Raw genomic sequence first — 25,746 nt, forward strand, 5'->3', positions numbered from 1 at the left:
CTATAGTTAGTGTTGTAACATCATTACTGCAAGACACCAAATCGAGAGCGCATCCAAAGCCGCTGTGCAGATTTCTGGGTATTGCAAAAAAGAATTGCTGGAAGAGGAGATGCGAATGTCGATTGAGCGCATGAAGCCTTTGATGCTTGCAAGTGTTGCTGGTTTATTCAGTACAATAGTTTTGATGTCTGCCGCCGGTGCGCAAGACGCTCCGAAAAAGGCTGCTGCGACACAAGAAGAGGCAAAACCCGTCGAGGAAACAAAACCGTCTGAGCAGACGCAAGATGCGGCTGATGGTGTGATTGTTCCTGATTATCGCGATGACCGGTCAACACCGCAGGCGCTGATTGAATCTTACTACAACGCCATCAACCGCAAGGAATATTCCCGCGCTTATGGCTATTATTCGGAAGAGGGGCGGGACCCCGATTTCAAGACTTTTGCCAAAGGCTACGACGGCACAAAGAGTGTGAAAGTGGCTGTTCGCAAAACTGAACCCGATCCGGGGGCAGGGCAGATTTACTGGAGTTTACCTATTGCCATTGAATCAGAAGACAATGATGGCAAAACTCAAGTCTATACCGGCTGCTACACGCTAAGGCTTACAAATCCTGCGATGCAGGAAGTGCCTCCCTATAAGCCAATCGAGATTATGACAGGTTCACTGACAAAATCGCCCCTCGACATCGAGAAAAGCGTCCCAGAAAGCTGCGATGCTCCATAACGCATAACATGCTTGACCTTACCACGATGGGAAGCTGTAAGGTCTTGGCAGAGTTTAGGTAAGGAGTGGTTTAATGGTTACGTTTTCAGTTCCCAAGATGAAATGCGGCGGTTGCGCTCAGAGCGTTACGAATGCTCTGCACAAGATTGATGAGGCCGCTATTGTCGATATTGATCTCGATAAAAAAGAGGTGAGGTTTGATAGCTCAGCTTCACAGGCTGATGCGCTTATTGCTCTTGCGGCTGCGGGCTATCCCGCGACCATCACGCAATAATGTGAACGGGGTGTTCTGTCTTTTGATGGCAGTTGTCTTGTAAGATATTTATTGAAAGCTTAATTGCCGGATGCGAATGCGTCCGGCATTTTTGCTTGCAAATTAAATGTGAGGGTCACGCAGAGGCGACCAAGTGTTGCAGTTGGGCTCGCAATTTCTGTGTCTGATTGACTGTAAGGTCGATTTTTGCCACATCAACGGCAAATCTCGTTTATGGTGCCCAAAATGGCAGTGAACTGCGATTGTCACGGCTTTGTCGTATGGTCATGGTTCTTGTTATCCGGGATGCCGAAAGCATAATAATCGCCTATGCGCGATATAGAAGGATGTAGGGCATGGCTATGTCAGCCGATTATCAAGATCTTCGCACAAAGATGGTCGACAATCAGATCCGTACGACGGATGTAACAGACCTGAGCGTCATTGACGCTTTTCTGGCTGTTCCACGCGAAGCTTTTGTTCCGGCAAACCGTCAGGTTCTTGCTTACATTGATGAAGATCAGCTGCTTGAGAGCGAAGGTAAAGCACCGCGCTACATCATGGAGCCATCGCCTTTTGCTAAGCTCGTACAGCTTGCCAAGGTGAACAAAAACGACGTCGTTCTCGATATTGGTTGCGCTACGGGCTATTCTTCGGCAATCTTTTCAGAACTTGCGGGATCGGTCATTGGCTTGGAGAGTGATTCCGCGTTGGCGGCTGTTGCAACGGCTCGTTTGCAGGAACTCGGCCATGACAATGTTGTGATCGTTTCAGGTGATTTGAATACAGGTTATGCTTCTGAAGCACCTTACGACGTGATTTTCATCGAAGGCGCAGTTGATTTTGTACCCGAAGTACTTTTCAATCAGCTCAAAGAGGGTGGCCGTCTGGTTGTCGTTGAAGGGCGTGGAAATGCCGGAGTTGCGCGACTTTACGTAAAAGAAAATGGCACGGCTTCCGGTCGTAGCGTTTTCAATACGGCAGTTCGTCCTCTGCCTGGCTTTGAGCGTATTGAGCAGTTCGAATTCTGATTTGGTGCGTGGGACAATTCTGCAACCCTACTAAAATTGTTTGTGATAGTGGCTGCGGAAAGATGGAAATAACGAAATTTACACGTTATTAAGTCCTTCCGAACTGATCGGTTCGATTAGAGATTCGTTTGTTCTTATATGAGGTATACGGTGTTCAAAGCGTGCAAAGGACTTATGGCGGCGGCAATACTCCTGTCTGGCACCGTTTTATCGGGTCAGGCTGCTTTGTCGGAAACGCTTAACGGCGCGCTCGTTAAAGCCTATAAGAACAATTCAACCTTGAACTCTTCACGCGCAGGCGTTCGCATCGAAGACGAAAACGTTGCGATTGCAAAGTCGGGTTACCGCCCTCAGGTGACAGGCTCTTACAATGTTGGACGCAGCAAAGCGCCGACATCGGGTTATCGGACGACTGGCACCTATGGCATTGAACTCAATCAGATGTTGTTCGATGGTTTTCAAACAAAGAATAATGTAGCTGCCGCTGAAACAACCGTTTTTGCGCAACGTGAAAACCTCCGTAATACTGAACAGAATACACTTTTTGCGGCTGTTCAGGCCTATATGAATGTTTATCAGTTCCGGCAAATCGCTGTTCTGCGTGAAAAAAACCTTGCTGCCATGAATGAGCAGGTCCGTGCCTCGCGTGCGCGCCTTGATGTTGGTGAAGGCACCCGTACGGATGTTGCGCAGTCAGAAGCACAGCGCTCGACAGCAATCGCCGCTCTCAATTCAGCGCGTGCTGATGTAAAGTCGGCGGAAGCTTCTTTCGTTCAAGTTGTTGGCACGCAGCCAGACAGGCTTGCGGTGGCGCCTGCCGCTAGAAATCTGCCAAAGAGCCCAGATTCTGCTTATTCGAATGCGGTTAATATTCATCCGGGCATTCTCGCTACACAATATGCAGTTAACGCGCAGGGTTATAACGTCAAGGCTAAGGAAGGTGCTTTGTTGCCGACCGTTGGCTTGACCGCAAGCGCGAGTCATCTTGATACCTATGCAGGTACGAGTGTTGGTGATGGCAATTCGGCATCTGTGGGCTTAGGCGTAAGCATTCCGATTTATACTGGTGGTCGCTCATCAGCTCAGGTCCGTCAGGCTAAAGAACAGCTTGGACAGGCACGAATTGAAGTCGACGTCATTCAGGATCAGGTGCGTCAGGCAATTGGTTCGGCATGGTCGCAGCTCGAATCTGCTCGTGCTTCTGTCAAGGCAAACCGTGATGGCATCTCTGCATCGCAGCTGGCTCTGGACGGCGTGATTGAAGAACGTAAAGTTGGCCAGCGTACAACGCTTGATGTTTTGAATGCGCAGAATAGTCTGGTCACTATCCAGATTGCGCTCGTTCAGGCTGAAGCTGATTCAATCGTCGCAAGCTATGCGCTTCTTGCTGCAAGCGGTCGTATGACAGCGCAGGACATGCAGTTGCAGGTTGCGCAGTATAAGCCTGAAGAGCACTACAATGCTGTTAAGGACAAGTGGTTTGGTCTGCGTACACCTGATGGTCGGTAATTGATCGACATAGAGTTTTGAAAACGGCGCCATTGGCGCCGTTTTTGTTTGATTCGTGCGTCGCGCATCAATTCTTAATAAAATGATAAAGCTGTGGGTTTGGAATACACTTGCCTGTGCAGGGATTCTCAAAGCGCTGCATGTCCGATACCCTTGAACCAATGATTCTCTGCCTGAGTGAGTTATTGGCAATAAGGGAAAGACGGACAGCTATGGCACAAACATCGAGCGCAGCACGCGAACCGTCAATGGAAGAGATACTCGCCTCCATTCGCCGGATTATTGAAGACAGCGATGTTTCACGTCATCCGATGCCTGCTGCGTCCGCTTTTCAAGCGCGTAGTGATGTAGCTAAGTTCCGGGCGCCTACTCATATTCAGGATGCGGCACCGAAAGCAGAAGAAAAGCCTGTTTTGAAACCTGTCGTCTTCAAGGAAGAACCAGTGTTGCGCGGCGCCGTTTCCGAGCCTGCTCTTGACGTGCCGGTTGCAGATGAGGAAACTGAAGAAGACGATGAAGATTTTTTCGTTCTGAATGCTCAGAACGATGATAATTTCAGCGAAGTTTCAGAACCTGTCGCCGAGTTAAACAGTGCGCCATCGCTTGAAACGCAGATTGCCAGCGAGTTGAATATAGCGCAGACTGAGCAGGTAGCTGTCGTGCCAGCAGAAGCACCGACTATTGCGAAGGAAGAGCCTGTTAACTTGAAACCTAGCAGCACAGATCATATTTTGTCTGAGGGTACTGAGCGGAAAGTATCAGCGGCGTTTCAGGATTTGAACCACGCCGTTCACTTAGAGCCGCGCCGGTCGTTCGATGATATTGCTTCTGAGATACTTCGCCCAATGTTGCAAAACTGGCTTGATACCAATTTGCCGCCACTCGTTGAACGTCTTGTTCGAGAAGAAATCGAACGTGTGGTGCGTGGCGAACGCTGATAGATAAGTGCCAGATTGGACCATTTGACCCGTCTGTCTCGCAGGCGGGTTTTCACTTTTAGGGTGATTTGTTGGCTGTTAGTTGCTATTCAGCCGTCAATCAATTCATTCCGTATTCAGACCGGATAGTTCCATGCTTGAAAAGACTTATGACGCCGCGGCTGTTGAGCCGAAAATCGCTGAACGCTGGGAAGAGGCTGGCGCATTTAAAGCGGGTGCAGGTGCAAAGCCTGGCGCTGATCCATTTGCCGTTGTCATTCCTCCGCCGAACGTGACCGGATCGCTGCATATGGGCCACGCGCTCAACAATACGATTCAGGACATTATGGTCCGTTTTGAGCGTATGCGCGGCAAGAATGTTCTTTGGCAACCGGGTATGGACCACGCGGGCATTGCAACGCAGATGGTTGTTGAGCGTCAGCTTGCTGAACGCAAAGAGCCAAACCGTCATGCTATGGGCCGTGAAAAGTTCATTGAGCGTATTTGGCAGTGGAAGTCGGAATCGGGTGGGCTGATCTCTAATCAGCTTCGTCGTCTTGGTGCATCATGCGACTGGTCGCGTGAGCGTTTCACCATGGATGAAGGTCTGTCGCGCGCCGTTCTGGAAGTGTTTGTTTCGCTTCACAAGCAGGGACTGATTTATCGCGACAAGCGTCTGGTCAACTGGGACCCCAAGCTGCTGACCGCAATTTCTGATATCGAAGTCGAGTCCCGTGAAATTAAGGGGCATCTTTGGCATCTGCGTTATCCGCTGGAAAACGTGCCTTTCGACCCTGAAAACCCGCACACCTTTATCGTTGTCGCTACAACGCGTCCCGAAACGATGCTGGGCGATACTGGCGTTGCGGTTAATCCGAAGGATGAGCGTTATCATGCATCCATCGGCAACAATATCGTGCTGCCGCTCGTTGGGCGCCGTATTCCGATTGTAGCAGATGATTATGCTGATCCAGAAGCAGGCTCGGGTGCAGTCAAGATCACACCTGCCCATGACTTCAATGATTTTGAGGTTGGCAAGCGCAATGATCTGCGTGTGATCAATATTCTGACCCCAGAAGCGGCGATCACGCTGAAAGACAACGTTGATTTCCTTGAAGGTCTGGAACTTACACACGAGCTCACTGCACTCATCAAAGAGTTTGAGGGTCTGGATCGTTTTGCAGCGCGCAAGCGTCTGGTCGAAACGCTTGAAGAGCAGGGCTATCTGGAAAAGATCGAAGATCACACACATGCGGTCCCACATGGTGATCGCGGCGGCGTGCCGATTGAACCATATCTGACCGATCAGTGGTATGTGAATGCAGCCGAACTCGCAAAGCCTGCCATGGCTGCGGTTCGCGATGGTCGCACGCAGATCGTGCCGAAGAACTGGGAAAAAACCTATTTCGAGTGGATGGAAAATATTCAGCCTTGGTGCGTTTCGCGTCAGCTTTGGTGGGGTCATCAGATCCCGGCATGGTATGGACCAGATGGCGAGTGGTTTGTTGAAAAGAGCGAAGAGGAAGCCAAGGCTGCGGCTCTTGCACATTACGGCAAAGAGGTTGCTTTGGAACGCGATAGCGACGTTCTGGATACCTGGTTTTCGTCGGGTCTTTGGCCATTCTCGACACTTGGCTGGCCGGACAAGACGCCGGAACTTGCAGCTTATTACCCAACCAGTGTTCTGGTAACAGGCTTCGATATTCTGTTCTTCTGGGTTGCCCGCATGATGATGATGGGCATGCATGTCATGGAAGAGATTCCGTTCCACACGGTTTATCTCCATGCGCTCGTGCGCGATAAGCACGGCGCGAAAATGTCGAAATCCAAGGGCAACGTTATCGATCCGCTTGAGTTGATGGATGAATATGGCGCGGATGCTCTTCGCTTCACGCTTGCCATCATGGCGGCTCAGGGGCGCGACGTGAAGCTCGATCCAGCGCGTATTGCTGGCTATCGTAATTTCGGCACCAAGCTCTGGAATGCGACCCGTTTTGCGCAGATGAATGGCGTTAGGCTTGATCCGAACTTCAAACCGGACGATGCCAAGCTTGCAGTCAATCGTTGGATTCTGACAGAACTCACCAAGGCAACCAGCGCAGTGACTGACGGCATTGCTAACTACCGTTTCAACGAAGCGGCAAGTGCTGCCTATCGCTTTGTCTGGAACCAGTTCTGCGATTGGTATCTGGAACTACTCAAGCCGATCTTCATGGGCGAAGATGAGCTTGCTAAGACAGAAGCCCAGGCCACCGCTGCTTATTGTTTGGATGAAATCTACAAGATGCTGCATCCATTCATGCCATTCATGACCGAGGAGCTCTGGACGCTGACCGCAGGTGAGGGCACAAAGCGCGATACGGTTCTCGCTTTGGCAGAGTGGCCGCAATTGTCGTTCGCGGACGAAGAATCTGCGACCGACATCAACTGGCTGGTCGATCTCGTTATGGGCATTCGTTCCGTTCGTGCGGAAATGAATGTTCCAGCCGGTGCAGTGGCTCCAATTGTTGTTCTTGAAGCTAATGCTGCAACTCTTGATCGTTTCGCGCGCCACGATGCTGCAATCAAGCGTTTGGCACGCGTTGAGACAATTTCGTTCGCTGAAGAAGCTCCAAAAGGCTCCGCTCAGCTCGTCCATGGAGAAGCAACAATCTGCTTGCCTTTAGGCAGTTTGATTGACCTCAAAGCCGAAGCTGCTCGCATGGCCAAGGAAGCAGGCAAAATCGCTGCTGAAATGGAAAAGATCGAGAAGAAGCTTTCAAACGAAAAGTTCGTGGCGAACGCAAAAGAAGAAGTCGTTAAGGCTGATCGTGAGCGTTTGGCCGAACTGAAAGAAGCAGCTGCCCGTGTTGCGACCGCTGAAGCACGTATTCGTGAAGCCGGATAATTAAAAACCGCTTCAGGTTTTGCGCGAATCATAAGCATCCGCTGGTTTCATCAGCGGATGCTTTATTTATTGGAGTTGTATTCGGATCGCGTTTTTTAGACTTTAGCACTCATCGAACCAGCGTTTCGATTGTTTTTTGACGTTGTTGCGCTTTGGCAACAAGACGATAATTGGGCCGAAAAACGGCGAAAAACGGCTTAAATTTTGTGAAGTCAGCTTAGAAGTTTAGAAGTTTTAGAAATTGTACCTATCATTTTGGGATTTTCGTCATATCCATGTTTCGCTACCCAATCACACATAAATTAAAGCACCTTGCGGGTTTAAACATTCCTGATTTACGTTTGCGTCAAAGTAAAAATTATCGGGATCGCTACATTGTGTTTGGGAGGACATTTTATGAAGGTTAAGAGCCTGAAAATCGCCGGTATAGCCACTGCTCTGCTGGGGAGTGCGGTCAGCGCACATGCGGGTGGCTTCGAGCGCAGTTCGCAGGATTTTGATATTCTGTTTGAGCAGGGTACTGTCATTGATACGACGGGTACTTTTGTATCTCCACAGCGTAAGTTGAAGAACATACGTGGTTCCGCGGTAGGAACGTTACCCGCGCCTTATGGAACTGGTGGTATCAATCCAGTTACGAACCAGCCATATTCGACAGAAGTCGATGAGGCTAAAGGTTATTGGGTGCCTAAGTTTTCGGCTAAAGTCGATCTGACAGATGATTTGGCATGCTCCGCCCAATATCGTCAACCTTGGGGCATTCATACGGACGTCGGAACTGATACAGTTCGAATGTACACGGCGATTGAGCAGAAAATTTCATCAAACGATTATGGTTTGAACTGTTCGTACCGTTTTTCAGCGGGTGAAAAAGGCTTCTTTCGAATTCTTGGTGGTGTGAGCTATCAGGAATTGAAGGGTGAACAGACACGTATGATTCCTGGGATCAGTCCGCTTAATAACCCGACTAACTTCCCATTTCCTGGCGGACGTCGCATTGCTTCACTTGATGTAGAAGACAAAGCTGTCGGATGGCGCCTGGGTGCTGCCTATGAACTCCCTGAATATGCAATTCGAGCGAGTTTAGTTTACCAGTCAGAAGTAAAATACAATTTGTCGGGCTCTATCGACAACCTCGCCGTAAATCCTTTTACCAATCAGGCTATTTCCATTCCGGTTGAAAGTGATGTCGCGACACCGCAATCTGTAGAGCTTAAGCTCCAGACAGGCATAGCTCCTGATTGGCTGGCTTTTGGTTCGATTAAATGGACGGACTGGTCGAGTATTGAACGTGTTTCATTCAATGCGTCCACCAATGTTCAAGTTGTACCAGGTAGGGTGGTTCCGAAGGGAGCAAACATTACCAATTTGAATATGTACTATCAGGACGGCTGGACAGTGAGTGGCGGTATTGGTCACAAGTTCAACGAGCAATGGTCGGCGGCCGGAACTGTGACTTGGGATCGTGGCACCACCACAGGTCTTACATCACAAACCGATATTTGGCTGTTTGGCCTTGGCACCAATTATAAGGCGACCGATAATTTCGAAGTTCGCCTGGCTGGTGCGGCAGGTTGGCTGACGTCTGGCGAAATGGATGACACGGTTATCAATGGTGTGGCAAACCCTAGTGGTTCTAAAGGCGACTTTGGCAATGACTTTGTTGGGGCATTGTCACTGACTGCTAAAGTCAAATTTTGATCTTGGAATCGTAAAAAGAAAAGCCCGGCATTGCCGGGCTTTTCGCGTTTTGGACTGCAGACTACTTTTCGAGGCGTGCTAGCAGAGATGACGTATCCCATCGGCCACCGCCAATGTTCTGCACTTCCTTATAAAACTGGTCGACAAGGGCCGTTACGGGCAGTGATGCCCCGTTTCGATCAGCTTCATCAAGGCAAATGCCAAGATCTTTGCGCATCCAGTCAACGGCAAAACCGAACTCATATTTGCTTTCATTCATAGTGCTGTGGCGATTTTCCATCTGCCATGAGCCTGCTGCGCCCTTAGAAATAACGCCGATCAGCTTTTCGATATCAAGGCCAGCTTTCTTGCCAAAATGAATGCCTTCAGAAAGTCCCTGTACCAGACCCGCAATGCATATCTGATTGACCATTTTTGCAAGCTGACCTGAACCAACAGGCCCCATCAGTCCTACGGAACGGGCGTAAGCTTCAATGATAGGCTTCGCGCGTTCAAATACACTTTCGGATGCGCCAACCATCACGGTCAAGACGCCATTTTCAGCGCCGGCCTGTCCACCCGAAACCGGGGCATCAATGAAATGAAAGCCACGCTTTTGAGCTTCCGCATCGAGTTCACGCGCAACTTCAGCTGAAGCCGTTGTGTTATCGATGAACACGGCATCTTTCTTCATTGTTGAGAAAGCACCATCTGGACCCGTTGTTACCTGACGCAGATCATCATCATTGCCCACGCAGCAGAATATAAAGTCAGCATCACGCGCAGCTTCAGCGGGAGTAGCTGCATGTTTGCCACCGAATTGCTCAGCCCATTTGACAGCTTTCGCACCTGTGCGATTGAAGACGGTGACATCGTAGCCGCCCTTAACTTTCAGATGGCCAGCCATTGGATAGCCCATCACGCCGAGGCCGAGAAAAGCCACTTTAATTGCTGTCATTGTCTGATACCTCCAGAGGGGATTTGTATGCTTAGAAATAGGGATGAAAGTGTCGCGATCAGGTGAGGGGTGTCATCACGGCTTTGCGATAGGCATCGCGTTGCGTAAGGCGCTGATACCATTCTTCAAAATGCGGCAAAGAAGGACGCGTCATCGGAAATTCGAACCATGCATAGGCATAGCAGCCAAGCGGTATATCACCGATTCCAAAAGCTTCGCCTGAGAGCCATGGTTGAGTGGAAAGCATTTCCTCCACAATTTTGAATGATCGCGTAAGCCCATCAATACCGCGCTGCAAAATCGCCGGATCACGCTTGTCTTCAGGCAAACGGATCAGGTGCATGATGATGTCACGAAAATCGTTGTAAAGCGTCGTCGAAGCCCAATCCATCCACTTCTCCGCCTGAGCGCGCTGCGCTGGGTTTTCGATCCACAATCCACCATTGGGGTTGCTTGCCGCCAGATAACGCACGATGACGTTTGATTCCCAGAGTGTGGTGTCACCATCTTCCAAAAGCGGAATGAGTCCATTGGGATTACGGGCTAGAAAATCGGTATTCTGCAACCCGCCAAACTGCCCGCCGACGTCGATCTGTTCGTATGCGAGACCAAGTTCTTCGGCTGCCCAAAGCGCCTTTTTTACGTTGGTTGAATTAATTCGACCCCAGATTTTTAGCATTTTTGGCCTGTCATCTTACTATGGAATTGCGTTCATGACGCTTTAGATCAGCCGTGCATTTAAAGCAGATCGCCCCCGGTGGCTGCAAGGCTACCGGGGGCGATTAGTTTTCTTTTATTCTTTAATTTAGCGGACCAAATGTCTGGTTAATCGTCTTTCGAGGAAATCCCAGATGTGTCGCAAACACTCGACGATAAGCAAGTAGATAACCGCCGCCCAGATATAGGTCTGGAAGTCGAAGGTCCGTGAATAAGCGCGGCGTGTTTCGCCCATCAGGTCGAGGACCGTGATGATCGCAACGATTGCCGACCCCTTGATCATCAGAATGATCTCATTGCCATAAGGGCGAAGTGCAACAATCAAAGCTTGTGGAAGAATGACCTTCCAAAAGGTGACACGCTTTGAGATACCAAGGGCAGCAGCACCTTCCCATTGGCCGAGTGCTACACTTTGAATGGCGCCGCGCAGGATTTCTGCCTGATAAGCAGCTGTGTTGAGTGAAAAGGCAAGGATCGCACAGTTCCACGCATCGCGGAAAAACACCCACAGACCGATGCTCTCAAGGAAGGGCCGGAATGTGCCAAAGCCATAATAGATCAGAAAGGTCTGAGCCAGAAGCGGCGTACCACGGAAGAAATAGACATAGCCAAACGCGAGACTTCGCAGCCAACGGTTTTTTGACATTCGCGCGGCGGTGATTGGCAGCGATAAGAGCGCACCAATCACAATCGAAACCGCAACCAATTGTAATGTCACGAGCAGGCCAGACCAATAGCGTGGTCCGTATGTCTCGAAAAGATCGATGCGCCATGTATTGTAGAGGTAGAGTGCCAAGCCTATGAAGAGCAATGCCCATATTGCAACAATGATATGACCTGCAATGCGGGTCCGTGTCCATGTGCGCACAACTGGCGGTGGTGCAATCACTTCTGCGACGTTTGATGGAGCGGTATTACTCATGATCAAGCTCCTCGCGATGCGTTGTTACCGGCATCCGCCCAACGAGCGATACGGTTGATGAAGTAAGAGGAGATGATCGCAAGAGCGAGATACAACAGACAAGCGACGCCAAAGAACAGGAACGGCTCTTTCGTTACACGCGCTGCAATCGAGGTCTGACGCAGAATGTCGGAGAGCGTAATGACTGATACCAGCGAGGTGTCTTTCAGGAGCACAAGCCAGAGATTGGCGAGACCGGGCAAAGCAATCTTGATGAGCTGCGGCAGGATGACTTTGCGCATTGTTTGCCAATGCGAAAGACCTACAGCATAGCCACCTTCATATTGTCCACGCGGAATGGCACGGAATGCAGATAGGAAGACTTCACTGGAATAAGACGAAAAAACAAAACCCAGCGCGATCATACCCGCCACGAACGCATTGATTTCAATTCTCGCGCTGATGTCGAAATAAGCGAGCAACTGTTGAAGCAGAAGCGAAGCACCAAAATAGACCAAGAACAGCGTCAGAAGCTCTGGCAGTCCGCGAAAAATGGTCGTGTAAATATTGCTTGCAAGTCGCATTGAGGGTTCTGAGGATTGCTTTCCGATCGCAACCAGAAATCCCAGAACTAATCCTAGCGGTAATGTAGCCAGAGCAAGCGAAATGGTGACGAGAAGTCCCCAGGCGATGCTTCGGCCCCATCCTTCCGGACCAAAGCTCAATAAGGTGGCGTAATGTTCCATGCGCCTAATCTCTTCCCTTGGATCTGTTTGCTACGCCTGTTTTAAAGTCGCGGCTTCGCGCCTTTTACAGATCTTGAAATTTATGAACAGTCCAAATAGTCGCGCCGGTTTACTTGGGAGTAAACCGGCGCATAAAAGTTAAATTATCTTAGTTTTCTGCACCATATGCATCGAAATCAAAGTATTTGTCGTTGATTTCTTTGTATTTACCGTTCGTGCGGATTGCCTTGATCGCGTCATTAAACTTTGCAATCAGCTCAGGGTTTCCTTTTTTGAAGGCAACGCCTGCACCTGGACCGTGAATTTCAATCACTGGCGGGAAGGTGCCAACCATCTTACAGCAAGCGCCATCTGGCGACTTTAGCCATTCAGCCAAGGTCACGCTATCGTCGTTAACGGCATCAAGACGACCGTTTGCCAGATCAAGGCGATATTCTTCCGCCGTTGGATAAGCCTTGATTGTGCTGTCTGTGAAGGTCTTTTCAGAATAGTTGGAATGCGTGGTCGAAACCTGAACGCCAATTGTCTTGCCAGCGAGATCTTCCTTGGTCACGCCCTTGATGTCGGTGTCCTTAGGCGCTGCAACACCGGGAGGTGTGTTGTAATATTTGTTCGAGAAATCGACCTGCTTCTTGCGTTCGTCAGTGATTGACATGGATGCAATGAAGGCATCAAACTTGCCAGACTGGAGGGCAGGGATCGCGCCGTCCCATTCCTGCGTAACGAATTCACATTCCGCTTTCATTTCGTCGCAAAGCGCTTTGGCGATATCAACGTCGAAGCCCGAAAGTGTGCCATCTGGCTTGATGAAGTTGAATGGAGGGTAAGCACCTTCCGTACCAATTTTAAGCTTCAGGGGTTCCTGAGCATTGGCAATACCGGCGGTCATGCTGCCGAATGTGATTGCAAGTGCTGCAACGGATGCTGCTGCAGCTATACGCTGAATAACGCGCATTCTTAGTCCTCTCGTTTCGTTGTGGCTGGTTCCCTGATTCTTTTTCTGGTTCAGCCGCTTAAAAGGATGCTGTCGACATGTTTATCATTAGCAGGTCTGACAGTGATCCCTCATTCACTACAAATAGATGCTGGAGATAACAACGCGCAATATTTTTTCTTGTAAATGCCCAATCATCTACCCAGAAGCTGATAATCCCACCAATTCCCGGTGGATTGCAAGACGGTCCACGTAATTTAATTGTGCATGTTGAATAGCGGTTTAAAAGGGATTTTTGCGTTTTATGGCAATGTTTCCAATTTTAGCACTACCAAATCTGAAAAAATAAGTGAAATCCTCACAGCTTCATGACTTGCTGCACGAAGTCTGCAATATCTGCAATCGCGTCCAAATTAAACACGGGTAATTTAGCGTCGTGGTTGATGTGATCACTGGCGATAGCAACGATGGTTGGGTCGTCGTCCGAAAGTGCTGGACCTTCATGTCCGCCCGAACGCCGCAGCTCAATTTTGTAATGAGATTCGCGTTTATAGCCTTCTACGAGAATCAGATCACAGGGTGAGAGTTTTGCGACAATCTCTTCCAGTGAAGGTTCTTTTTCGCCCAGATTTTCATGCATGATCGCGTAACGCGCAGATGAGACGATTGCCACTTCACCGGCACCGGCGTTTCTGTGACGCCACGAATCTGTGCCGACGTGATCAATGTCGAAGTTGTGGTGCGCGTGTTTCACGGTCGAGATATTGAAGCCGCGCTTGGTAAATTCCTGCACAAGCTTTTCAGTGAGCGTTGTTTTACCTGAGTTTTTCCAACCTGTGATGCCGAATATTTTCTTGGTAACAATGTTTGCTTCGGTCATTGCAGCGCCTCATAGAGCTTTCTTGCGTTGTGCAGGTCTTCGGCTGTGTTGATGTTGAAAAATGGATCGAAGGTTTCGGTGGTCTTCGGCAATGCTTGGAGCGGGAAATCAACTGTCTCAAACCCGATGGTTCGCGCGAAAGCCAGTACACTGGCTTTTTCAGTGTGCTGCAACCACGCATTTAATGGCTGTAGGAGATCTGGCTTCCAAAGAGCGAAAATTGGATGAACCCGGCCCTTGGAACTTGCCATAACAATGCGCGCATCGTTTTTTTGTTGGCGTTCATAGAGGCGCGCCATCAGGTCGGACGGAATGAAGGGGCAATCTCCGGTAACGCTGAGCACAAATGAATAATTCTGTGCGTATTCGAACGCCGTTTTTAGGCCGATAAGCGGCCCGCCATAATGCGATTGAACATCGGCAATTATCGGTAAGCTCAAGTCAGGAAGGTCACTCTTGTCGGTGTTTGTATTGATAAACAGGTGATCGACCTGTGGTGAAAGCTGAGCGGCCACCCGTTCCAGAATTGACTTAGAACCCAGCAATTGCAGGAATTTATCACGAGCAATGCCATCTGCACGCATGCGACTGGATTGTCCTCCAGCAATAATAGCGCCTGCGATCTGCATTGCTTTAGGCATTAAATGGTTTCCAGCTTACGCAGTTTCTGTTCGCGTTTTTTACGGATGTTTTCGCGGTAGACCATGTAAATTCCACTTCCTACCACAAGAACCGACCCGGCGATTGTATAGGAATCTGGTGCCTGATTGAAAACGACGGTGCTTAGCATTATCGCCCACAGCAGGCTCGAATAACGGAATGGCGACACAAATGAGATTTCACCTTCCCGCATTGCCATGATGATAAAGTGATAGCCAACCAGCAAAAGCCCTGCGGCTAAAGCCATCAGAATAATTGGTTCAAGACCAACGGGTTGCCAGCCACCCATTGGCTCGATCAGCGCGCCGCCTGTGATCATTATAGATCCGGCGGTGAGTGTCGAGAGATAAAGCGTCGGGATATTGGCTGGAATCCGTCGCGTTGCAATATCGCGCATGGCCGTAAAGCATACGCTGGATAAGAGAACGCCAACCACTGCAAGGTCAGTGGCACTGTCTGCACCGGGACGGATAATTATAATGACTCCGATAAGTCCTACTGAGATACACATCCAGCGCTGCCAGCCGACTTTTTCACTAAGGAACAGCACTGCGCCGAGTGTTACAACGAGCGGCGTTACCTGAAAAACTGCTGAACAGAATGCCTGAGAAAGGTGGCCGAGTGAGTAGATATAAGTGATTGTCGCCAACACTTCGCCCAGCACACGAAGCATCGTCATTGGATCGAGTGAGAGGTTGCGAAACGCTCCGTTGCGCCATGCCAGCAACCCGATGGCTATCGTGGCAAATATTCCACGAAGAAACATGTACTGACCGCTGTTCATATGGACGAGCAAATATTTAGTTATGGAATCGCCGATGGTAAATGTACCCATGGCGAGAAGCATAAACATGCTTGCACGAAAATTTGCTGACTGCGGCACAATATGAAATCCGGTTTATGGTTTCATATCGCTAGCTTATCGTTTGGATTCGGTCCAATCGATACTTGTTGTGAACGTATTCAAATTATTTATCCGCCCGTGAGGCTCATATGACGTGCAACCGCTGGGCGGTTGTGGTCACGATCAATAATGAAATCATGGCCTTTGGGCTTGCGTGAGATAGCTTCATCAATCGCGTCATTGAGCACGCCATCGCTTTCGCTCGCACGCACCGCAGCACGAAGATCGGCCTCATCATTCTGACCAAGACACATATAAAGCATGCCCGTACAGGTGAGACGCACGCGATTACAGCTCTCACAGAAGTTATGCGTCAGCGGAGTGATGAAGCCAAGACGACCACCCGTTTCAGCAATCTTTACATAACGGGCAGGCCCACCAGTTTGATAAGGAATATCAGAGAGCGTGAATTGCTGGCTAAGATCAGCACGGAGCTTTGAGAGCGGAAGATATTGATCTGTCCGGTCAACTTCGATTTCTCCCATCGGCATTGTTTCAATGAGCGTCATGTCCATGTCGCGGCTATGCGCCCAGCGGATCAGCTCTGGTATTTCAAACTCATTGAATTCTTTGAGCGCGACTGCATTGATTTTGACACGGATGCCGGCTTTTTGCGCCGCATCAATTCCTTCAATAACCCGATTGACGTCGCCCCAGCGGGTGATCGTGCGGAACTTTTCCGGATCAAGAGTATCGATGGAAACATTGATGCGCTTCACACCACAGTCAGCCAATTCATCTGCATAGCGGGCAAGTTGAGACCCGTTGGTGGTGAGTGTCAGCTCATCCAGCGCGCCAGTTTGCAAATGCCTCGAAAGACCGCGAATGAGGTGCATGATATTTTTGCGGACCAGCGGCTCACCGCCAGTCAGGCGCAACTTGCGCACGCCCTTAGCGATAAAGGCGCTGCAAATCCGGTCGAGTTCTTCGAGTGTGAGCAGGTCTTTCTTCGGCAGAAAGGTCATATGCTCTGCCATGCAATAGGTGCAGCGGAAATCGCAACGATCGGTAACAGAAACACGCAAATAGGTAACCGCGCGTCCAAACGGATCGATCATCGGTCCATTCGGAGAAACATCAGGCAGTTGAAAGAGCCGTTGCGTAATATTTGCCATATGTTCCCATGTGTCGCGAAGTTTGCTCGCTAATTATGAATAGAGATAGTTTTCCGCTTTAAGTTTGTCCAGTTCGTGTTCAATCAAACCACCTTCAACAAAATGCGAATAATAAGAATAGACGCTAATGGACGGCATGTTTATTGAAGAAACATACGCTTTCGAAGCGACGGAGAATGAATATGAGTGATGTCTGGCCCACTGAACTGCGTGTCTCAAAGGATCGCAAGCTTTTGACGGTGGCTTTTGACGGTGGCGAACGCTTTGAACTGACGGCGGAATTATTGCGGGTTTTGTCGCCTTCTGCCGAAGTGCAAGGCCATTCGCCGGAACAGCGCGTGACCGTTGGCGGCAAACGCAATGTCGAAATCATGCGGATGGACCCGGTGGGTAATTATGCCGTTCGTATTACCTTTGACGACATGCACGACACGGGCCTGTTCTCGTGGACCTATCTCCATAAGTTAGGCACAGAGAAAGAAACGCTCTGGCAAACCTATCTGGATGAGCTTGCTGAAAAAGGTCTGAAACGCGATCCCAGATGAAGAAAAGGGCGGTTTCCCGCCCTTCACATTACCCTAGATTGAGTTCTTTGAAGAAGTCATTGCCCTTGTCGTCAATGACGATGAAGGCCGGGAAATCAACCACTTCAATACGCCAGATGGCTTCCATGCCTAGCTCTGGATATTCAACGACTTCAACTTTCTTGATGCAATCCTGAGCAAGGCGGGCGGCAGGTCCACCAATGGAGCCGAGATAAAAGCCACCATGCTTGCCGCAAGCTTCGCGAACTTGTCGCGAGCGATTGCCCTTTGCCAGCATCACCATCGATCCGCCGAATGACTGGAACTGATCGACGTATGAATCCATACGGCCAGCGGTCGTTGGGCCAAATGAACCCGAAGCATAACCGGTTGGTGTCTTGGCTGGGCCAGCATAATAGATCGGATGGTTCTTGAAATAATCCGGCATAGATTCGCCGTTTTCCAGACGCTCGCGGATCTTTGCATGCGCCAGATCGCGTGCAACGATAATCGATCCAGTCAGAGAAAGCTGGGTTTTGACCGGGTGTTTCGACAGTTCCTTTAGAATGTCTTCCATCGGCTGATTAAGGTCGATTTTGACCACATGCGATGACAGCTTTTCCTCGTCAATCTCTGGCATATATTGCGCTGGATTGGTTTCAAGCTTCTCAAGGAAGATGCCTTCTTTGGTGATCTTACCCTTTGCTTGACGATCTGCCGAGCAGGAAACACCAAGACCGATTGGCAGTGAGGCACCGTGGCGGGGCAGGCGGATAACACGCACATCATGGCAGAAGTATTTGCCACCAAACTGTGCGCCTACGCCGAGCGACTGCGTCAGCTTGTGAATTTCTGCTTCCATTTCAAGGTCGCGGAACGCATGACCTGTTTCCGAACCGTGTGTCGGGAGTTCATCAAGATAACGCGTAGACGCGAGCTTGACGGTCTTGAGGTTCATTTCGGCAGATGTGCCGCCGATAACAATCGCCAGATGGTAAGGCGGGCAGGCGGCAGTGCCGAGGCTGAGAATCTTGTCTTTCAGAAACTCAATTAGCCGGTCATGGGTCATCAGCGACGGCGTGCCCTGAAACAGAAACGTCTTATTTGCCGAACCGCCGCCCTTGGCAACAAACAGGAATTTATAGGCGTCTTCGCCTTCTTCATAAATGTCGATTTGCGCGGGCAAATTGTTCTTGGTGTTTTTTTCCTCGAACATTGAGAGCGGCGCAAGCTGCGAATAGCGCAGGTTTTTCTTGTTATAAGCATCAAGAACACCAGCGCCGAGCGCATCGGCATCGCCGCCTTCGGTCCAGACGCGACGGCCTTTTTTACCCATAATAATCGCCGTACCGGTATCTTGGCACATAGGCAGGACGCCACCAGCGGCGATATTCGCATTTTTCAGGAGGTCATAGGCCACGAAGCGGTCATTATCGGTGGCTTCAGGGTCTTTCATAATATTTGCGAGCTGTTGCAAATGACCGGGACGCAGCAGGTGGTTGATATCTGCAAAGGCAGCTTCCGACAGAATGCGCAATCCTTCAGCGTCAACGCTCAGAATTTCCTGTCCCTTAAATGTGTCAACAGAAACATAGTCAGACGTCAATTTGCGATAAGGGGTCTTATCTTCGCCCAAAGGGAAGAGATTGGCGGCGCTTGCTTCTGCCATTGTGGTACCTCGCTTGCTTGCCCGTATATAAACTGTCGGGCTTGTAACGCGATGCGGGATGAAATCCACTGCGGCACTTTGCGCAACCTCGCAGAAAACAGCGCGCGAAAGTGTATCCGAGAAATCGCTTTTCAATAAAAATTGATGGAGCCTGGCAAAAAAAAATAGGAAGATGCGTTAACGTTAAAAGATTCTATACGAGATTCATCAATTCTATGGGCAAAGATTGACGCGGCCTCACTCAAAGGTGGTCGCACTGAATTGGCGGTTGGAATGCAGTTCTCCAGAGAGTTTTATCGCGACACGAATAATCATCGCAAAAGCGGTCCTTATGTTCGTAGTGCATTGGCAGTTGCGTTAGCAGCGTCGACACTCTTCACGGCCACACAGGCACAGGCCGCAAATTCTTTGCTGGAGCTTTTCCAGCAGCGTCGTCAGCAACAGGCTCAGCCAGTTCAGCCACCTGTTCAGGCTATACCTGCTACGCCTGCGCAGAGCGGCACAAAGACCGTTTCTATCCCACGGGCCACCGTACCGCCAGCGCAGCGCGTGACTGTCAAAGGTCCGCAGATTTACAATTACAAGCCCGACGCACTGATCAAAGTTGATTTCAGCGCTCTCGATATGCAGGTGACTGCTGCTGTTGAACCGTCGTCGGTTGATCCGCTGACTTCGGGTATGTCACCGATTGGTCCGGTTAAGAGGACTAACGAGACGCGGGGCGAATTAGCATTCGATGCTACTTCTGATTATCTGAAGACAACAGATGTGCAGGCTGAGAAGCAGATCGCAGAAGCAATCGTGAGCTTCTATTCGCAACAGCGTAGTTTCATCTGGTCTGCTGATAACAAGGCGCTCGATAAAGCGCGGGACGTTGCGGCTTTCTTCGCTCAGTCTGATGAAGATGGTCTCAACCCGGAAGAATATGCGGTTGCTATTCCCGGTGAACACTTCGACGTGACACAGCTTTCAGAACATCAGCAGAAGCTCGCTGACTTTGAAATTAAAATGTCGGCGCGCGCTTTGCGTTATGCAATTGATGCGGGCGAAGGACGGATCGTTGCAGATAGGTTGAGTGGCTTTTATGATCTTCCGCGAAACCGCGTTGATCCAAAAGCTGTTCTTGAAAAGCTCGCCGCTGAAAGCGATCCGGTTGCTTATTTGAAAAGCTTCCAGCCAAATAACGAAGCTTATGCCACGTTGAAGCGTGAACTTGCGAACACGCAGGCACCATCCAGAGAGCCAATCCGCATCTCGCTCGATAAGGCTATCCGTCCGGGTGATACCAATGATGGGCTTGGTAAGGTTGTTGCGCTTATTACGCGTCACGCACCTGAAAAATACATGACTGAGCATCGTGATGTGTTACAGGCACATGCCGATGCAACCATTTATGATCCGGAGCTTGCGGCGGCAATTAAGGATTATCAGAAACTGTCAGGTAGCACCCCGGACGGCATCATCGGGAAGAACACGATTGCAGCCCTTCAAGGTGAGCAGAGTTCGGTGAAGCGTGATCGCATCCTCTATTCGATGGAGCGCCTTCGCTGGCTGCCACATGATTTTGGTTCGCGCTATGTGATGGTCAATCAGCCGTCTTATCGTGCAGAATATTTTGAAGATGGCAAAGAAAAATTGGCGATGAATGTGGTGATCGGTTCGCCGACACATCAGACCTATTTCTTTTATAACAAGGTTCAGACCGTTGTTTTCAATCCTTCATGGGGGGTGCCACGTTCGATTATTCTGAATGAAATGCTGCCAAAGGTCATGCGTGATACCAGCTATCTCGACCGCAATGGCTATGAAGTCTATGTCGGTGGTAAGAAGGTTTCGGCAAGTGCTGTGAATTGGAGCGCTGTTGCTGCAGGTAAGGCACATGTGGGTATTCGCCAGAAGCCAAGCCTCGACAATGCATTGGGCGAATTGAAGATTCTGTTCCCGAATGCGCATGACATTTACATGCATGATACTCCGGCGAAAGCTTATTTCAGCCGTGATATGCGTGCGCTGAGTCATGGTTGCATTCGCTTAGAACGTCCGCGTGATATGGCAGCCGCCGTGCTTGGCAAGCAGGTTGATGAGCTTGGAAAATATTTCGGCAAGGATGAGCGCGGCATTAAGGTTGCCAATCCAGTGCCCGTCTACATCGCTTATTTCACCGCCTGGCCGGATGCGAGCGGTAAGGTGCGTTTCTATAACGACGTTTATGATCGCGATTCAGGAATGCAGAAGGCATCTGACAAAACAGCTGAAACGCGATTGGCTGCACTTTAAATAGCTGTTGCATAGAACACTATTCATAAAAAGGCGGGCATTTTGCCCGCCTTTCGTTTTAGTTCTGAATGTAGCACGCTTTATCTTGACCGCGTGCTGGATCACCGAATGTACGGTTGTCGCATCGTACGCCATCACGGACAACGCGTTCTACAAAACGACCTTTCGCGCCGTAACGCACGGTTTTGCGGCCGTAAAAATCGCAGAAACCATTTTCTTTTGCACATCGCTGCCAGTCACCGCGCCTATCATCACGACGGTCGTCACGCCAATCGTTCCGGCGGTCATCGCGGCGGTTGTCGCGCCAATCATTGCGGCGGTCATCCCGTCTGTCTTCATAGCGTTCACGGACAACAAAAGAGCATGTTTTACTTTTGCCGGGTGCGGGATCGCCAAAAACTTGATTCGAGCAACGAACTTCTGGTCGGTCTACAAACATTGAAGTGGCTTGCCCATTAGCCCCATAAACTACTTCGGTGGGGTAAGGTAATTGGCAAATACCCTTTTCAGAAGCGCAGCGTTGCAAACGCGCCGCTTCTGCGGGTGCTGGCGCAAGCATATACATGGATGCGATGAAAGCTGATGCGCCTGCTATCAGGCTGAGTTTGTTAGACAGAAAAGCTGTCATGGTGAACACCATTGTTTGAGCGTTAATATGCTTAATTCTATACGTGGTAGACATTGAATATAGAATGAACGGCTCTCCACGTCTTTAATGATCTTAATTTGATGCAGTTATCGTTTATCTGAGCGTAAATGTCATAAATTGGCAGTGTCGTAGTTCCCTTTTTGCCTTGAATCCGCAAGAGTGCGCCCAGATGTTTCTCGTCAGCAAGGTCGTATGAAAATGCATGGTGAATATAAGGTCCACGGTGGTAAGCTGGTTGTTCTCGATCTGGAGGTTCTAGATAATAAACTGCACCAGGTTCAGGTTGCAGGTGATTTTTTCTTAGAACCGGCTGAGGCCCTTGATGATATTCGCGATGCTTTGAACGGCTTACCAGCAACTGCATCTGCCGAGGAGATCGCTGACGCCGTGCGCAAAGGACTGCGTCCTGATGCGTTCATGATTGGTTTCAGCCCTGAAGCCGTTGCAATTGCTGTTCGCCGTGCGCTTGGTGTGGCGCGGACGTGGCGCGACTATGAATGGCAGATTATCGATATTCCACCGCTAACGCCCACAATGCATTTGGCGGTAGATGAAGTTCTGGCGCGCGAAGTTGCAGCTGGACGCCGCGCGCCCACTTTGCGTTTCTGGGAGTGGGAGCGCCCATCGATTATCATCGGTGCTTTCCAGTCGCTGCGTAACGAAGTTGACATGGAAGCGACTGAAGAAATGGGCGTCGAGACAGTACGCCGTGTCACGGGCGGCGGTGCAATGTTTGTAGAACCGGGCAACTCGATCACCTATTCACTCTATGCGCCGGGTGAACTTGTCCGTGACATGAGCTTTGCCGACTCTTACGCATTTCTGGATGAATGGGTGCTGAAATCGCTTAATTCTCTGGGTATCGACGCCTTCTATAAGCCGCTCAACGATATTTCGAGCTCAAAAGGCAAGATCGGTGGAGCAGCGCAAAAGCGCTATTCAGGTGGAACCGTTCTGCACCATGTCACGATGGCTTATGACATGGATGCGGAAAAGATGGTGAAAGTGCTGCGCATTGGCCGGGAAAAGCTTTCAGACAAAGGTACTGCGAGTGCCGCCAAGCGTGTTGATCCAGTTCGAAGCCAGACAGGCTTGCCACGCCGCGAAGTTATAGACCGCATGAAAGATATGTTCGTGTCGCTGAATGGCGGTGTAAGTGGAGCGATCACTCCTGAAGAGTTTGCTGCCGCTGAAAAGCTCGTTGAAGAAAAATTCGCAACCAAAGAATGGCTGCATCATATTCCTTAACGGAGCTAATCGGCATTGTGCCCCGTGACAGCGCGGACAAGCCATGCCATAGGGAGGCCACGTTTTCACAAGGCCTCCCACGACCATGATCCGCATCGATAATATCAGCAAGTCTAACAGCCATCGTATCCTCTTCATCGAATCCTCTGCTGCGTTGAATCGCGGTGAGAAGATCGGTCTGGTTGGACCAAATGGTGCGGGTAAAACCACGCTTTTCCGTATGGTCACCGGCGAAGAACTGCCCGATGAAGGGCAGGTCAATGTCGAAAAAGGCGTGACAATCGGCTATTTCAACCAGAATGTTGGTGAAATGGGCGGACGTTCAGCTGTCGCCGAAGTTATGGACGGGGCAGGGCCGGTCAGCGTTGTTGCTGCCGAACTGCGCGAACTCGAAAGCGCCATGTGCGATCCTGATCGTCTTGATGAGATGGATGCAATTATCGAACGCTATGGCGAAGTGCAGGCGCGTTACGAAGAGCTTGATGGTTATGGTTTGGACGGTCGTGCGCGTGAAGTGCTGGCCGGTCTTAGCTTCAGTCAGGAAATGATGGACGGCGATGTCGGCAAATTGTCCGGCGGCTGGAAAATGCGCGTGGCGCTTGCCCGCATTCTTCTCATGCGTCCTGACGTTATGCTGCTTGACGAACCAAGCAACCACCTTGATCTTGAAAGCCTGATCTGGCTCGAATCCTTCCTCAAAAACTATGACGGCGCATTGCTGATGACCTCGCATGATCGCGAGTTCATGAACCGTATTGTAACCAAGATTATTGAAATCGACGGAGGCTCGCTCACAAGCTATTCCGGCGATTATGCCTTCTATGAAGGCCAGCGTGCACTCAATGAGAAGCAGCAGCAGGCACAGTTTGAACGCCAGCAGGCCATGCTTGCCAAGGAAATCAAGTTCATCGAACGCTTTAAAGCACGCGCATCCCATGCATCTCAGGTGCAGAGCCGCGTGAAAAAGCTTGAGAAAATCGACCGCGTGGAACCACCGCGTCGTCGTCAGACAGTCGCCTTTGACTTTCTGCCTGCGCCAAGATCCGGCGAAGATGTGGTTAGCCTCAAGGGCGTGAACAAGTCTTATGGCAGCCGCACCATATATGACGGACTGGACTTTATGGTCCGCCGTCGTGAACGCTGGTGCATCATGGGCGTCAATGGTGCTGGCAAGTCAACGCTTCTCAAGCTTGTTACCGGCACGACAGAACCCGATCAGGGCATTGTCAATCTTGGTGCCAGCGTAAAGCTCGGCTATTTCGCGCAGCACGCCATGGACATTCTGGATGGTGACAGCACTATTCTTGAATGGCTGGAACAGCGCTTTCCAAAAGCTGGGCAGGCACCTCTGCGTGCGCTTGCGGGTTGCTTTGGCTTTTCGGGCGATGACATTGAGAAGAAATGTCGCGTTCTTTCCGGTGGTGAGAAAGCCCGTCTGGTTATGGCGGCGATGTTGTTTGATCCGCCGAACTTCCTCGTACTTGATGAGCCAACGAACCATCTGGATCTCGACACCAAGGAAATGCTGATCAAAGCGCTGTCAGCCTATGAAGGCACCATGCTTTTCGTATCGCATGATCGCCGCTTTTTGTCCGCACTTTCCAACCGCGTGCTCGAACTCACACCGGATGGCATTCAGCAATATGGTGGCGGTTATACTGAATATGTTGAAAGCACCGGACAGGAAGCCCCCGGTCTGCATGTGGGATAAAAGAAAGGCGGGCTTTATGCCCGCCTGACTAAACTTAGCGACAACGAGCCGTGTAAATATGGCCCTTGCTGTTGCGGTATTGACAATTTCCATTGCGAAGATTGCGCACCAGCAAGCCACCTACAGCACCAGCACCAGCACCGATAAGTGCGCCGCGGCCACCGCCGGCAATTCCACCAATTGCAGCACCTGCTACTGTGCCAATGCTGACGTCTTTTTCAGTTGAAGTACATCCCGAGATCGCCATCAAAGCAATCAGGCAAAATCCAATTTTACGCATTTTCCGTCCCTTTATGTTGCCGATCAACAATGATGAGCTAGTTAAGGACAGATTGCCAGCTGTCAATGAAATACTACTAAAAACTTGTAGTTAATTGAAACTAATCGCTCAGTGATAGTAATTTGCGATGATTTTGAAATAGTATCAAATGCATGAAAGAAAGCGGATAGATTGAGCGACCTTAAACGAGCGTGGTTTCGAGGTCGGTTTTGTGCCGTCTTATCATTTCTGCTGAATCATAGCCTGATCAACGCGACAGGCGTTGTTTGATCAAACGAACCCATGTGTTGTTGAACATAACTGCACCAATGATAAAGGCTACTACGCCGAGAGCAATCATACCCCATGCAACGCCCTCATCACCAAATTGTTGGTAGAGCCAGCCAGAATGCTCAACGGCTTGCGCTGGTTTCCCAAGACGAAATGTGCCTTGAACGAAGGCACCCACGCCGACAATTAATAACATGATACTTCTAATCATTTTCACCAATTATCGGTCTTGGATTTTGCAAATCCAGATTATGCGAAGCTTTTTATGATGAGTTTTTGGCGCACCCGACTGGATTCGAACC

Annotated in this window: 24 protein-coding genes; 11 read left to right on the forward strand and 13 right to left on the reverse strand. The window is 50.0% G+C overall.

Annotated elements, in window-relative coordinates; genetic code table 11:
- Positions 1-115: 115 nt before the first annotated feature.
- The 7 genes from WH356_RS02400 (at position 116) to WH356_RS02430 (ending at position 9,022) form a co-directional block, all read left to right on the forward strand.
- The gene (locus WH356_RS02400; RefSeq protein ID WP_339508548.1) at positions 116-724 is read left to right on the forward strand and encodes a hypothetical protein; all 609 of its coding nucleotides are present in this window, start codon (positions 116-118) and stop codon (positions 722-724) included.
- Between the two features lie 73 nt (positions 725-797).
- Positions 798-998: a heavy-metal-associated domain-containing protein gene (locus WH356_RS02405; protein WP_339508550.1), complete on the forward strand. Its 201-nt coding sequence runs from the start codon at positions 798-800 to the stop codon at positions 996-998.
- A gap of 341 nt (positions 999-1,339) precedes the next feature.
- A complete protein-coding gene (locus WH356_RS02410) occupies positions 1,340-2,008 on the forward strand; it encodes a protein-L-isoaspartate O-methyltransferase family protein (protein ID WP_339508925.1) in 669 nt (222 codons plus the stop codon).
- Positions 2,009-2,146: 138 nt separating this feature from the next.
- Positions 2,147-3,517 carry a TolC family outer membrane protein gene (locus WH356_RS02415; protein ID WP_339508552.1) on the forward strand — a complete coding sequence of 457 codons (1,371 nt, stop codon included), beginning with the start codon at positions 2,147-2,149 and terminating at the stop codon, positions 3,515-3,517.
- Positions 3,518-3,729: 212 nt separating this feature from the next.
- Positions 3,730-4,455, forward strand: coding sequence for a PopZ family protein (locus WH356_RS02420; RefSeq protein WP_339508554.1), 726 nt, complete (start codon positions 3,730-3,732; stop codon positions 4,453-4,455).
- Positions 4,456-4,588: 133 nt separating this feature from the next.
- Positions 4,589-7,321, forward strand: coding sequence for a valine--tRNA ligase (locus WH356_RS02425; protein WP_339508556.1), 2,733 nt, complete (start codon positions 4,589-4,591; stop codon positions 7,319-7,321).
- A 396-nt stretch (positions 7,322-7,717) separates the two neighbouring features.
- Entirely contained in the window at positions 7,718-9,022 is a 1,305-nt protein-coding gene (locus WH356_RS02430; protein WP_339508558.1) for an OmpP1/FadL family transporter, read from the forward strand.
- A 61-nt stretch (positions 9,023-9,083) separates the two neighbouring features.
- Here the strand turns inward: WH356_RS02430 and WH356_RS02435 are convergent, their stop codons facing one another.
- The 9 genes from WH356_RS02435 to moaA form a co-directional block, all read right to left on the reverse strand.
- A complete protein-coding gene (locus tag WH356_RS02435; protein ID WP_339508559.1) occupies positions 9,084-9,959 on the reverse strand; it encodes an NAD(P)-dependent oxidoreductase in 876 nt (291 codons plus the stop codon).
- 58 nt (positions 9,960-10,017) lie between these two features.
- On the reverse strand, positions 10,018-10,638 hold the full coding sequence (locus tag WH356_RS02440; protein ID WP_339508560.1) for a glutathione S-transferase family protein: 621 nt from the start codon (positions 10,636-10,638) through the stop codon (positions 10,018-10,020).
- A gap of 126 nt (positions 10,639-10,764) precedes the next feature.
- Positions 10,765-11,598: an ABC transporter permease gene (locus WH356_RS02445; RefSeq protein ID WP_339508561.1), complete on the reverse strand. Its 834-nt coding sequence runs from the start codon at positions 11,596-11,598 to the stop codon at positions 10,765-10,767.
- A gap of 2 nt (positions 11,599-11,600) precedes the next feature.
- On the reverse strand, positions 11,601-12,323 hold the full coding sequence (locus WH356_RS02450) for an ABC transporter permease (protein WP_339508563.1): 723 nt from the start codon (positions 12,321-12,323) through the stop codon (positions 11,601-11,603).
- Positions 12,324-12,471: 148 nt separating this feature from the next.
- Positions 12,472-13,278 (reverse strand): ABC transporter substrate-binding protein, encoded by an 807-nt coding sequence (locus WH356_RS02455; protein ID WP_339508565.1) that lies wholly within the window; start codon positions 13,276-13,278, stop codon positions 12,472-12,474.
- A 337-nt stretch (positions 13,279-13,615) separates the two neighbouring features.
- The gene (gene mobB / locus WH356_RS02460) at positions 13,616-14,137 is read right to left on the reverse strand and encodes a molybdopterin-guanine dinucleotide biosynthesis protein B (RefSeq protein WP_339508566.1); all 522 of its coding nucleotides are present in this window, start codon (positions 14,135-14,137) and stop codon (positions 13,616-13,618) included.
- The gene (gene mobA, locus WH356_RS02465; RefSeq protein WP_339508567.1) at positions 14,134-14,766 is read right to left on the reverse strand and encodes a molybdenum cofactor guanylyltransferase MobA; all 633 of its coding nucleotides are present in this window, start codon (positions 14,764-14,766) and stop codon (positions 14,134-14,136) included. The genes mobB and mobA overlap by 4 nt, the downstream gene beginning before the upstream one ends.
- Positions 14,767-14,777: 11 nt before the next feature.
- Positions 14,778-15,644: a DMT family transporter gene (locus tag WH356_RS02470; RefSeq protein ID WP_421565388.1), complete on the reverse strand. Its 867-nt coding sequence runs from the start codon at positions 15,642-15,644 to the stop codon at positions 14,778-14,780.
- A 125-nt stretch (positions 15,645-15,769) separates the two neighbouring features.
- Positions 15,770-16,816 (reverse strand): GTP 3',8-cyclase MoaA, encoded by a 1,047-nt coding sequence (gene moaA / locus WH356_RS02475; protein ID WP_339508571.1) that lies wholly within the window; start codon positions 16,814-16,816, stop codon positions 15,770-15,772.
- 182 nt (positions 16,817-16,998) lie between these two features.
- On the opposite strand from moaA, the gene WH356_RS02480 reads away from it, so the two are divergent.
- A complete protein-coding gene (locus WH356_RS02480) occupies positions 16,999-17,361 on the forward strand; it encodes a DUF971 domain-containing protein (RefSeq protein ID WP_339508572.1) in 363 nt (120 codons plus the stop codon).
- Positions 17,362-17,389: 28 nt separating this feature from the next.
- On the opposite strand, the gene WH356_RS02485 is transcribed toward WH356_RS02480, so the two are convergent.
- Positions 17,390-19,009 carry a fumarate hydratase gene (locus tag WH356_RS02485; RefSeq protein ID WP_339508574.1) on the reverse strand — a complete coding sequence of 540 codons (1,620 nt, stop codon included), beginning with the start codon at positions 19,007-19,009 and terminating at the stop codon, positions 17,390-17,392.
- A gap of 273 nt (positions 19,010-19,282) precedes the next feature.
- Here WH356_RS02485 and WH356_RS02490 point away from each other — a divergent pair, with 273 nt between their 5' ends.
- Positions 19,283-21,286, forward strand: a complete 2,004-nt coding sequence (locus tag WH356_RS02490; RefSeq protein ID WP_339508575.1) for a L,D-transpeptidase family protein — start codon at positions 19,283-19,285, stop codon at positions 21,284-21,286.
- 58 nt (positions 21,287-21,344) lie between these two features.
- On the opposite strand, the gene WH356_RS02495 is transcribed toward WH356_RS02490, so the two are convergent.
- The gene (locus WH356_RS02495; RefSeq protein WP_339508577.1) at positions 21,345-21,914 is read right to left on the reverse strand and encodes a hypothetical protein; all 570 of its coding nucleotides are present in this window, start codon (positions 21,912-21,914) and stop codon (positions 21,345-21,347) included.
- A 213-nt stretch (positions 21,915-22,127) separates the two neighbouring features.
- Between WH356_RS02495 and WH356_RS02500 the strand changes: the two genes are divergently transcribed.
- Positions 22,128-23,183, forward strand: coding sequence for a lipoate--protein ligase family protein (locus tag WH356_RS02500; RefSeq protein ID WP_339508578.1), 1,056 nt, complete (start codon positions 22,128-22,130; stop codon positions 23,181-23,183).
- 85 nt (positions 23,184-23,268) lie between these two features.
- Positions 23,269-24,894, forward strand: coding sequence for a ribosomal protection-like ABC-F family protein (gene abc-f, locus WH356_RS02505; protein WP_339508580.1), 1,626 nt, complete (start codon positions 23,269-23,271; stop codon positions 24,892-24,894).
- A 34-nt stretch (positions 24,895-24,928) separates the two neighbouring features.
- Here abc-f and WH356_RS02510 read toward each other — a convergent pair whose 3' ends face one another.
- Together WH356_RS02510 and WH356_RS02515 are read right to left on the reverse strand one after the other, a co-directional pair.
- A complete protein-coding gene (locus WH356_RS02510) occupies positions 24,929-25,174 on the reverse strand; it encodes a YMGG-like glycine zipper-containing protein (RefSeq protein WP_339508582.1) in 246 nt (81 codons plus the stop codon).
- A 247-nt stretch (positions 25,175-25,421) separates the two neighbouring features.
- A complete protein-coding gene (locus tag WH356_RS02515; RefSeq protein ID WP_339508583.1) occupies positions 25,422-25,640 on the reverse strand; it encodes a hypothetical protein in 219 nt (72 codons plus the stop codon).
- Positions 25,641-25,746: the final 106 nt, after the last annotated feature.

It is taken from the genome of Ochrobactrum sp. MYb379 (assembly GCF_037479515.1).
Classification (GTDB): Bacteria; Pseudomonadota; Alphaproteobacteria; order Rhizobiales; family Rhizobiaceae; genus Brucella.

What these genes read in the sequence shown, in the direction of transcription:
- WH356_RS02400 (WP_339508548.1), top strand. Translation starts at nt 116, where the DNA reads ATGTCGATTGAGCGCATGAAGCCTTTGATGCTTGCAAGTGTTGCTGGT.
- WH356_RS02405 (WP_339508550.1), top strand. Translation starts at nt 798, where the DNA reads ATGGTTACGTTTTCAGTTCCCAAGATGAAATGCGGCGGTTGCGCTCAG.
- WH356_RS02410 (WP_339508925.1), top strand. Translation starts at nt 1,340, where the DNA reads ATGTCAGCCGATTATCAAGATCTTCGCACAAAGATGGTCGACAATCAG.
- WH356_RS02415 (WP_339508552.1), top strand. Translation starts at nt 2,147, where the DNA reads ATGAGGTATACGGTGTTCAAAGCGTGCAAAGGACTTATGGCGGCGGCA.
- WH356_RS02420 (WP_339508554.1), top strand. Translation starts at nt 3,730, where the DNA reads ATGGCACAAACATCGAGCGCAGCACGCGAACCGTCAATGGAAGAGATA.
- WH356_RS02425 (WP_339508556.1), top strand. Translation starts at nt 4,589, where the DNA reads ATGCTTGAAAAGACTTATGACGCCGCGGCTGTTGAGCCGAAAATCGCT.
- WH356_RS02430 (WP_339508558.1), top strand. Translation starts at nt 7,718, where the DNA reads ATGAAGGTTAAGAGCCTGAAAATCGCCGGTATAGCCACTGCTCTGCTG.
- WH356_RS02435 (WP_339508559.1), bottom strand. Translation starts at nt 9,959, where the DNA reads ATGACAGCAATTAAAGTGGCTTTTCTCGGCCTCGGCGTGATGGGCTAT.
- WH356_RS02440 (WP_339508560.1), bottom strand. Translation starts at nt 10,638, where the DNA reads ATGCTAAAAATCTGGGGTCGAATTAATTCAACCAACGTAAAAAAGGCG.
- WH356_RS02445 (WP_339508561.1), bottom strand. Translation starts at nt 11,598, where the DNA reads ATGAGTAATACCGCTCCATCAAACGTCGCAGAAGTGATTGCACCACCG.
- WH356_RS02450 (WP_339508563.1), bottom strand. Translation starts at nt 12,323, where the DNA reads ATGGAACATTACGCCACCTTATTGAGCTTTGGTCCGGAAGGATGGGGC.
- WH356_RS02455 (WP_339508565.1), bottom strand. Translation starts at nt 13,278, where the DNA reads ATGCGCGTTATTCAGCGTATAGCTGCAGCAGCATCCGTTGCAGCACTT.
- mobB (WP_339508566.1), bottom strand. Translation starts at nt 14,137, where the DNA reads ATGACCGAAGCAAACATTGTTACCAAGAAAATATTCGGCATCACAGGT.
- mobA (WP_339508567.1), bottom strand. Translation starts at nt 14,766, where the DNA reads ATGCAGATCGCAGGCGCTATTATTGCTGGAGGACAATCCAGTCGCATG.
- WH356_RS02470 (WP_421565388.1), bottom strand. Translation starts at nt 15,644, where the DNA reads ATGCTTCTCGCCATGGGTACATTTACCATCGGCGATTCCATAACTAAA.
- moaA (WP_339508571.1), bottom strand. Translation starts at nt 16,816, where the DNA reads ATGGCAAATATTACGCAACGGCTCTTTCAACTGCCTGATGTTTCTCCG.
- WH356_RS02480 (WP_339508572.1), top strand. Translation starts at nt 16,999, where the DNA reads ATGAGTGATGTCTGGCCCACTGAACTGCGTGTCTCAAAGGATCGCAAG.
- WH356_RS02485 (WP_339508574.1), bottom strand. Translation starts at nt 19,009, where the DNA reads ATGGCAGAAGCAAGCGCCGCCAATCTCTTCCCTTTGGGCGAAGATAAG.
- WH356_RS02490 (WP_339508575.1), top strand. Translation starts at nt 19,283, where the DNA reads ATGCAGTTCTCCAGAGAGTTTTATCGCGACACGAATAATCATCGCAAA.
- WH356_RS02495 (WP_339508577.1), bottom strand. Translation starts at nt 21,914, where the DNA reads ATGACAGCTTTTCTGTCTAACAAACTCAGCCTGATAGCAGGCGCATCA.
- WH356_RS02500 (WP_339508578.1), top strand. Translation starts at nt 22,128, where the DNA reads ATGAAAATGCATGGTGAATATAAGGTCCACGGTGGTAAGCTGGTTGTT.
- abc-f (WP_339508580.1), top strand. Translation starts at nt 23,269, where the DNA reads ATGATCCGCATCGATAATATCAGCAAGTCTAACAGCCATCGTATCCTC.
- WH356_RS02510 (WP_339508582.1), bottom strand. Translation starts at nt 25,174, where the DNA reads ATGCGTAAAATTGGATTTTGCCTGATTGCTTTGATGGCGATCTCGGGA.
- WH356_RS02515 (WP_339508583.1), bottom strand. Translation starts at nt 25,640, where the DNA reads ATGTTATTAATTGTCGGCGTGGGTGCCTTCGTTCAAGGCACATTTCGT.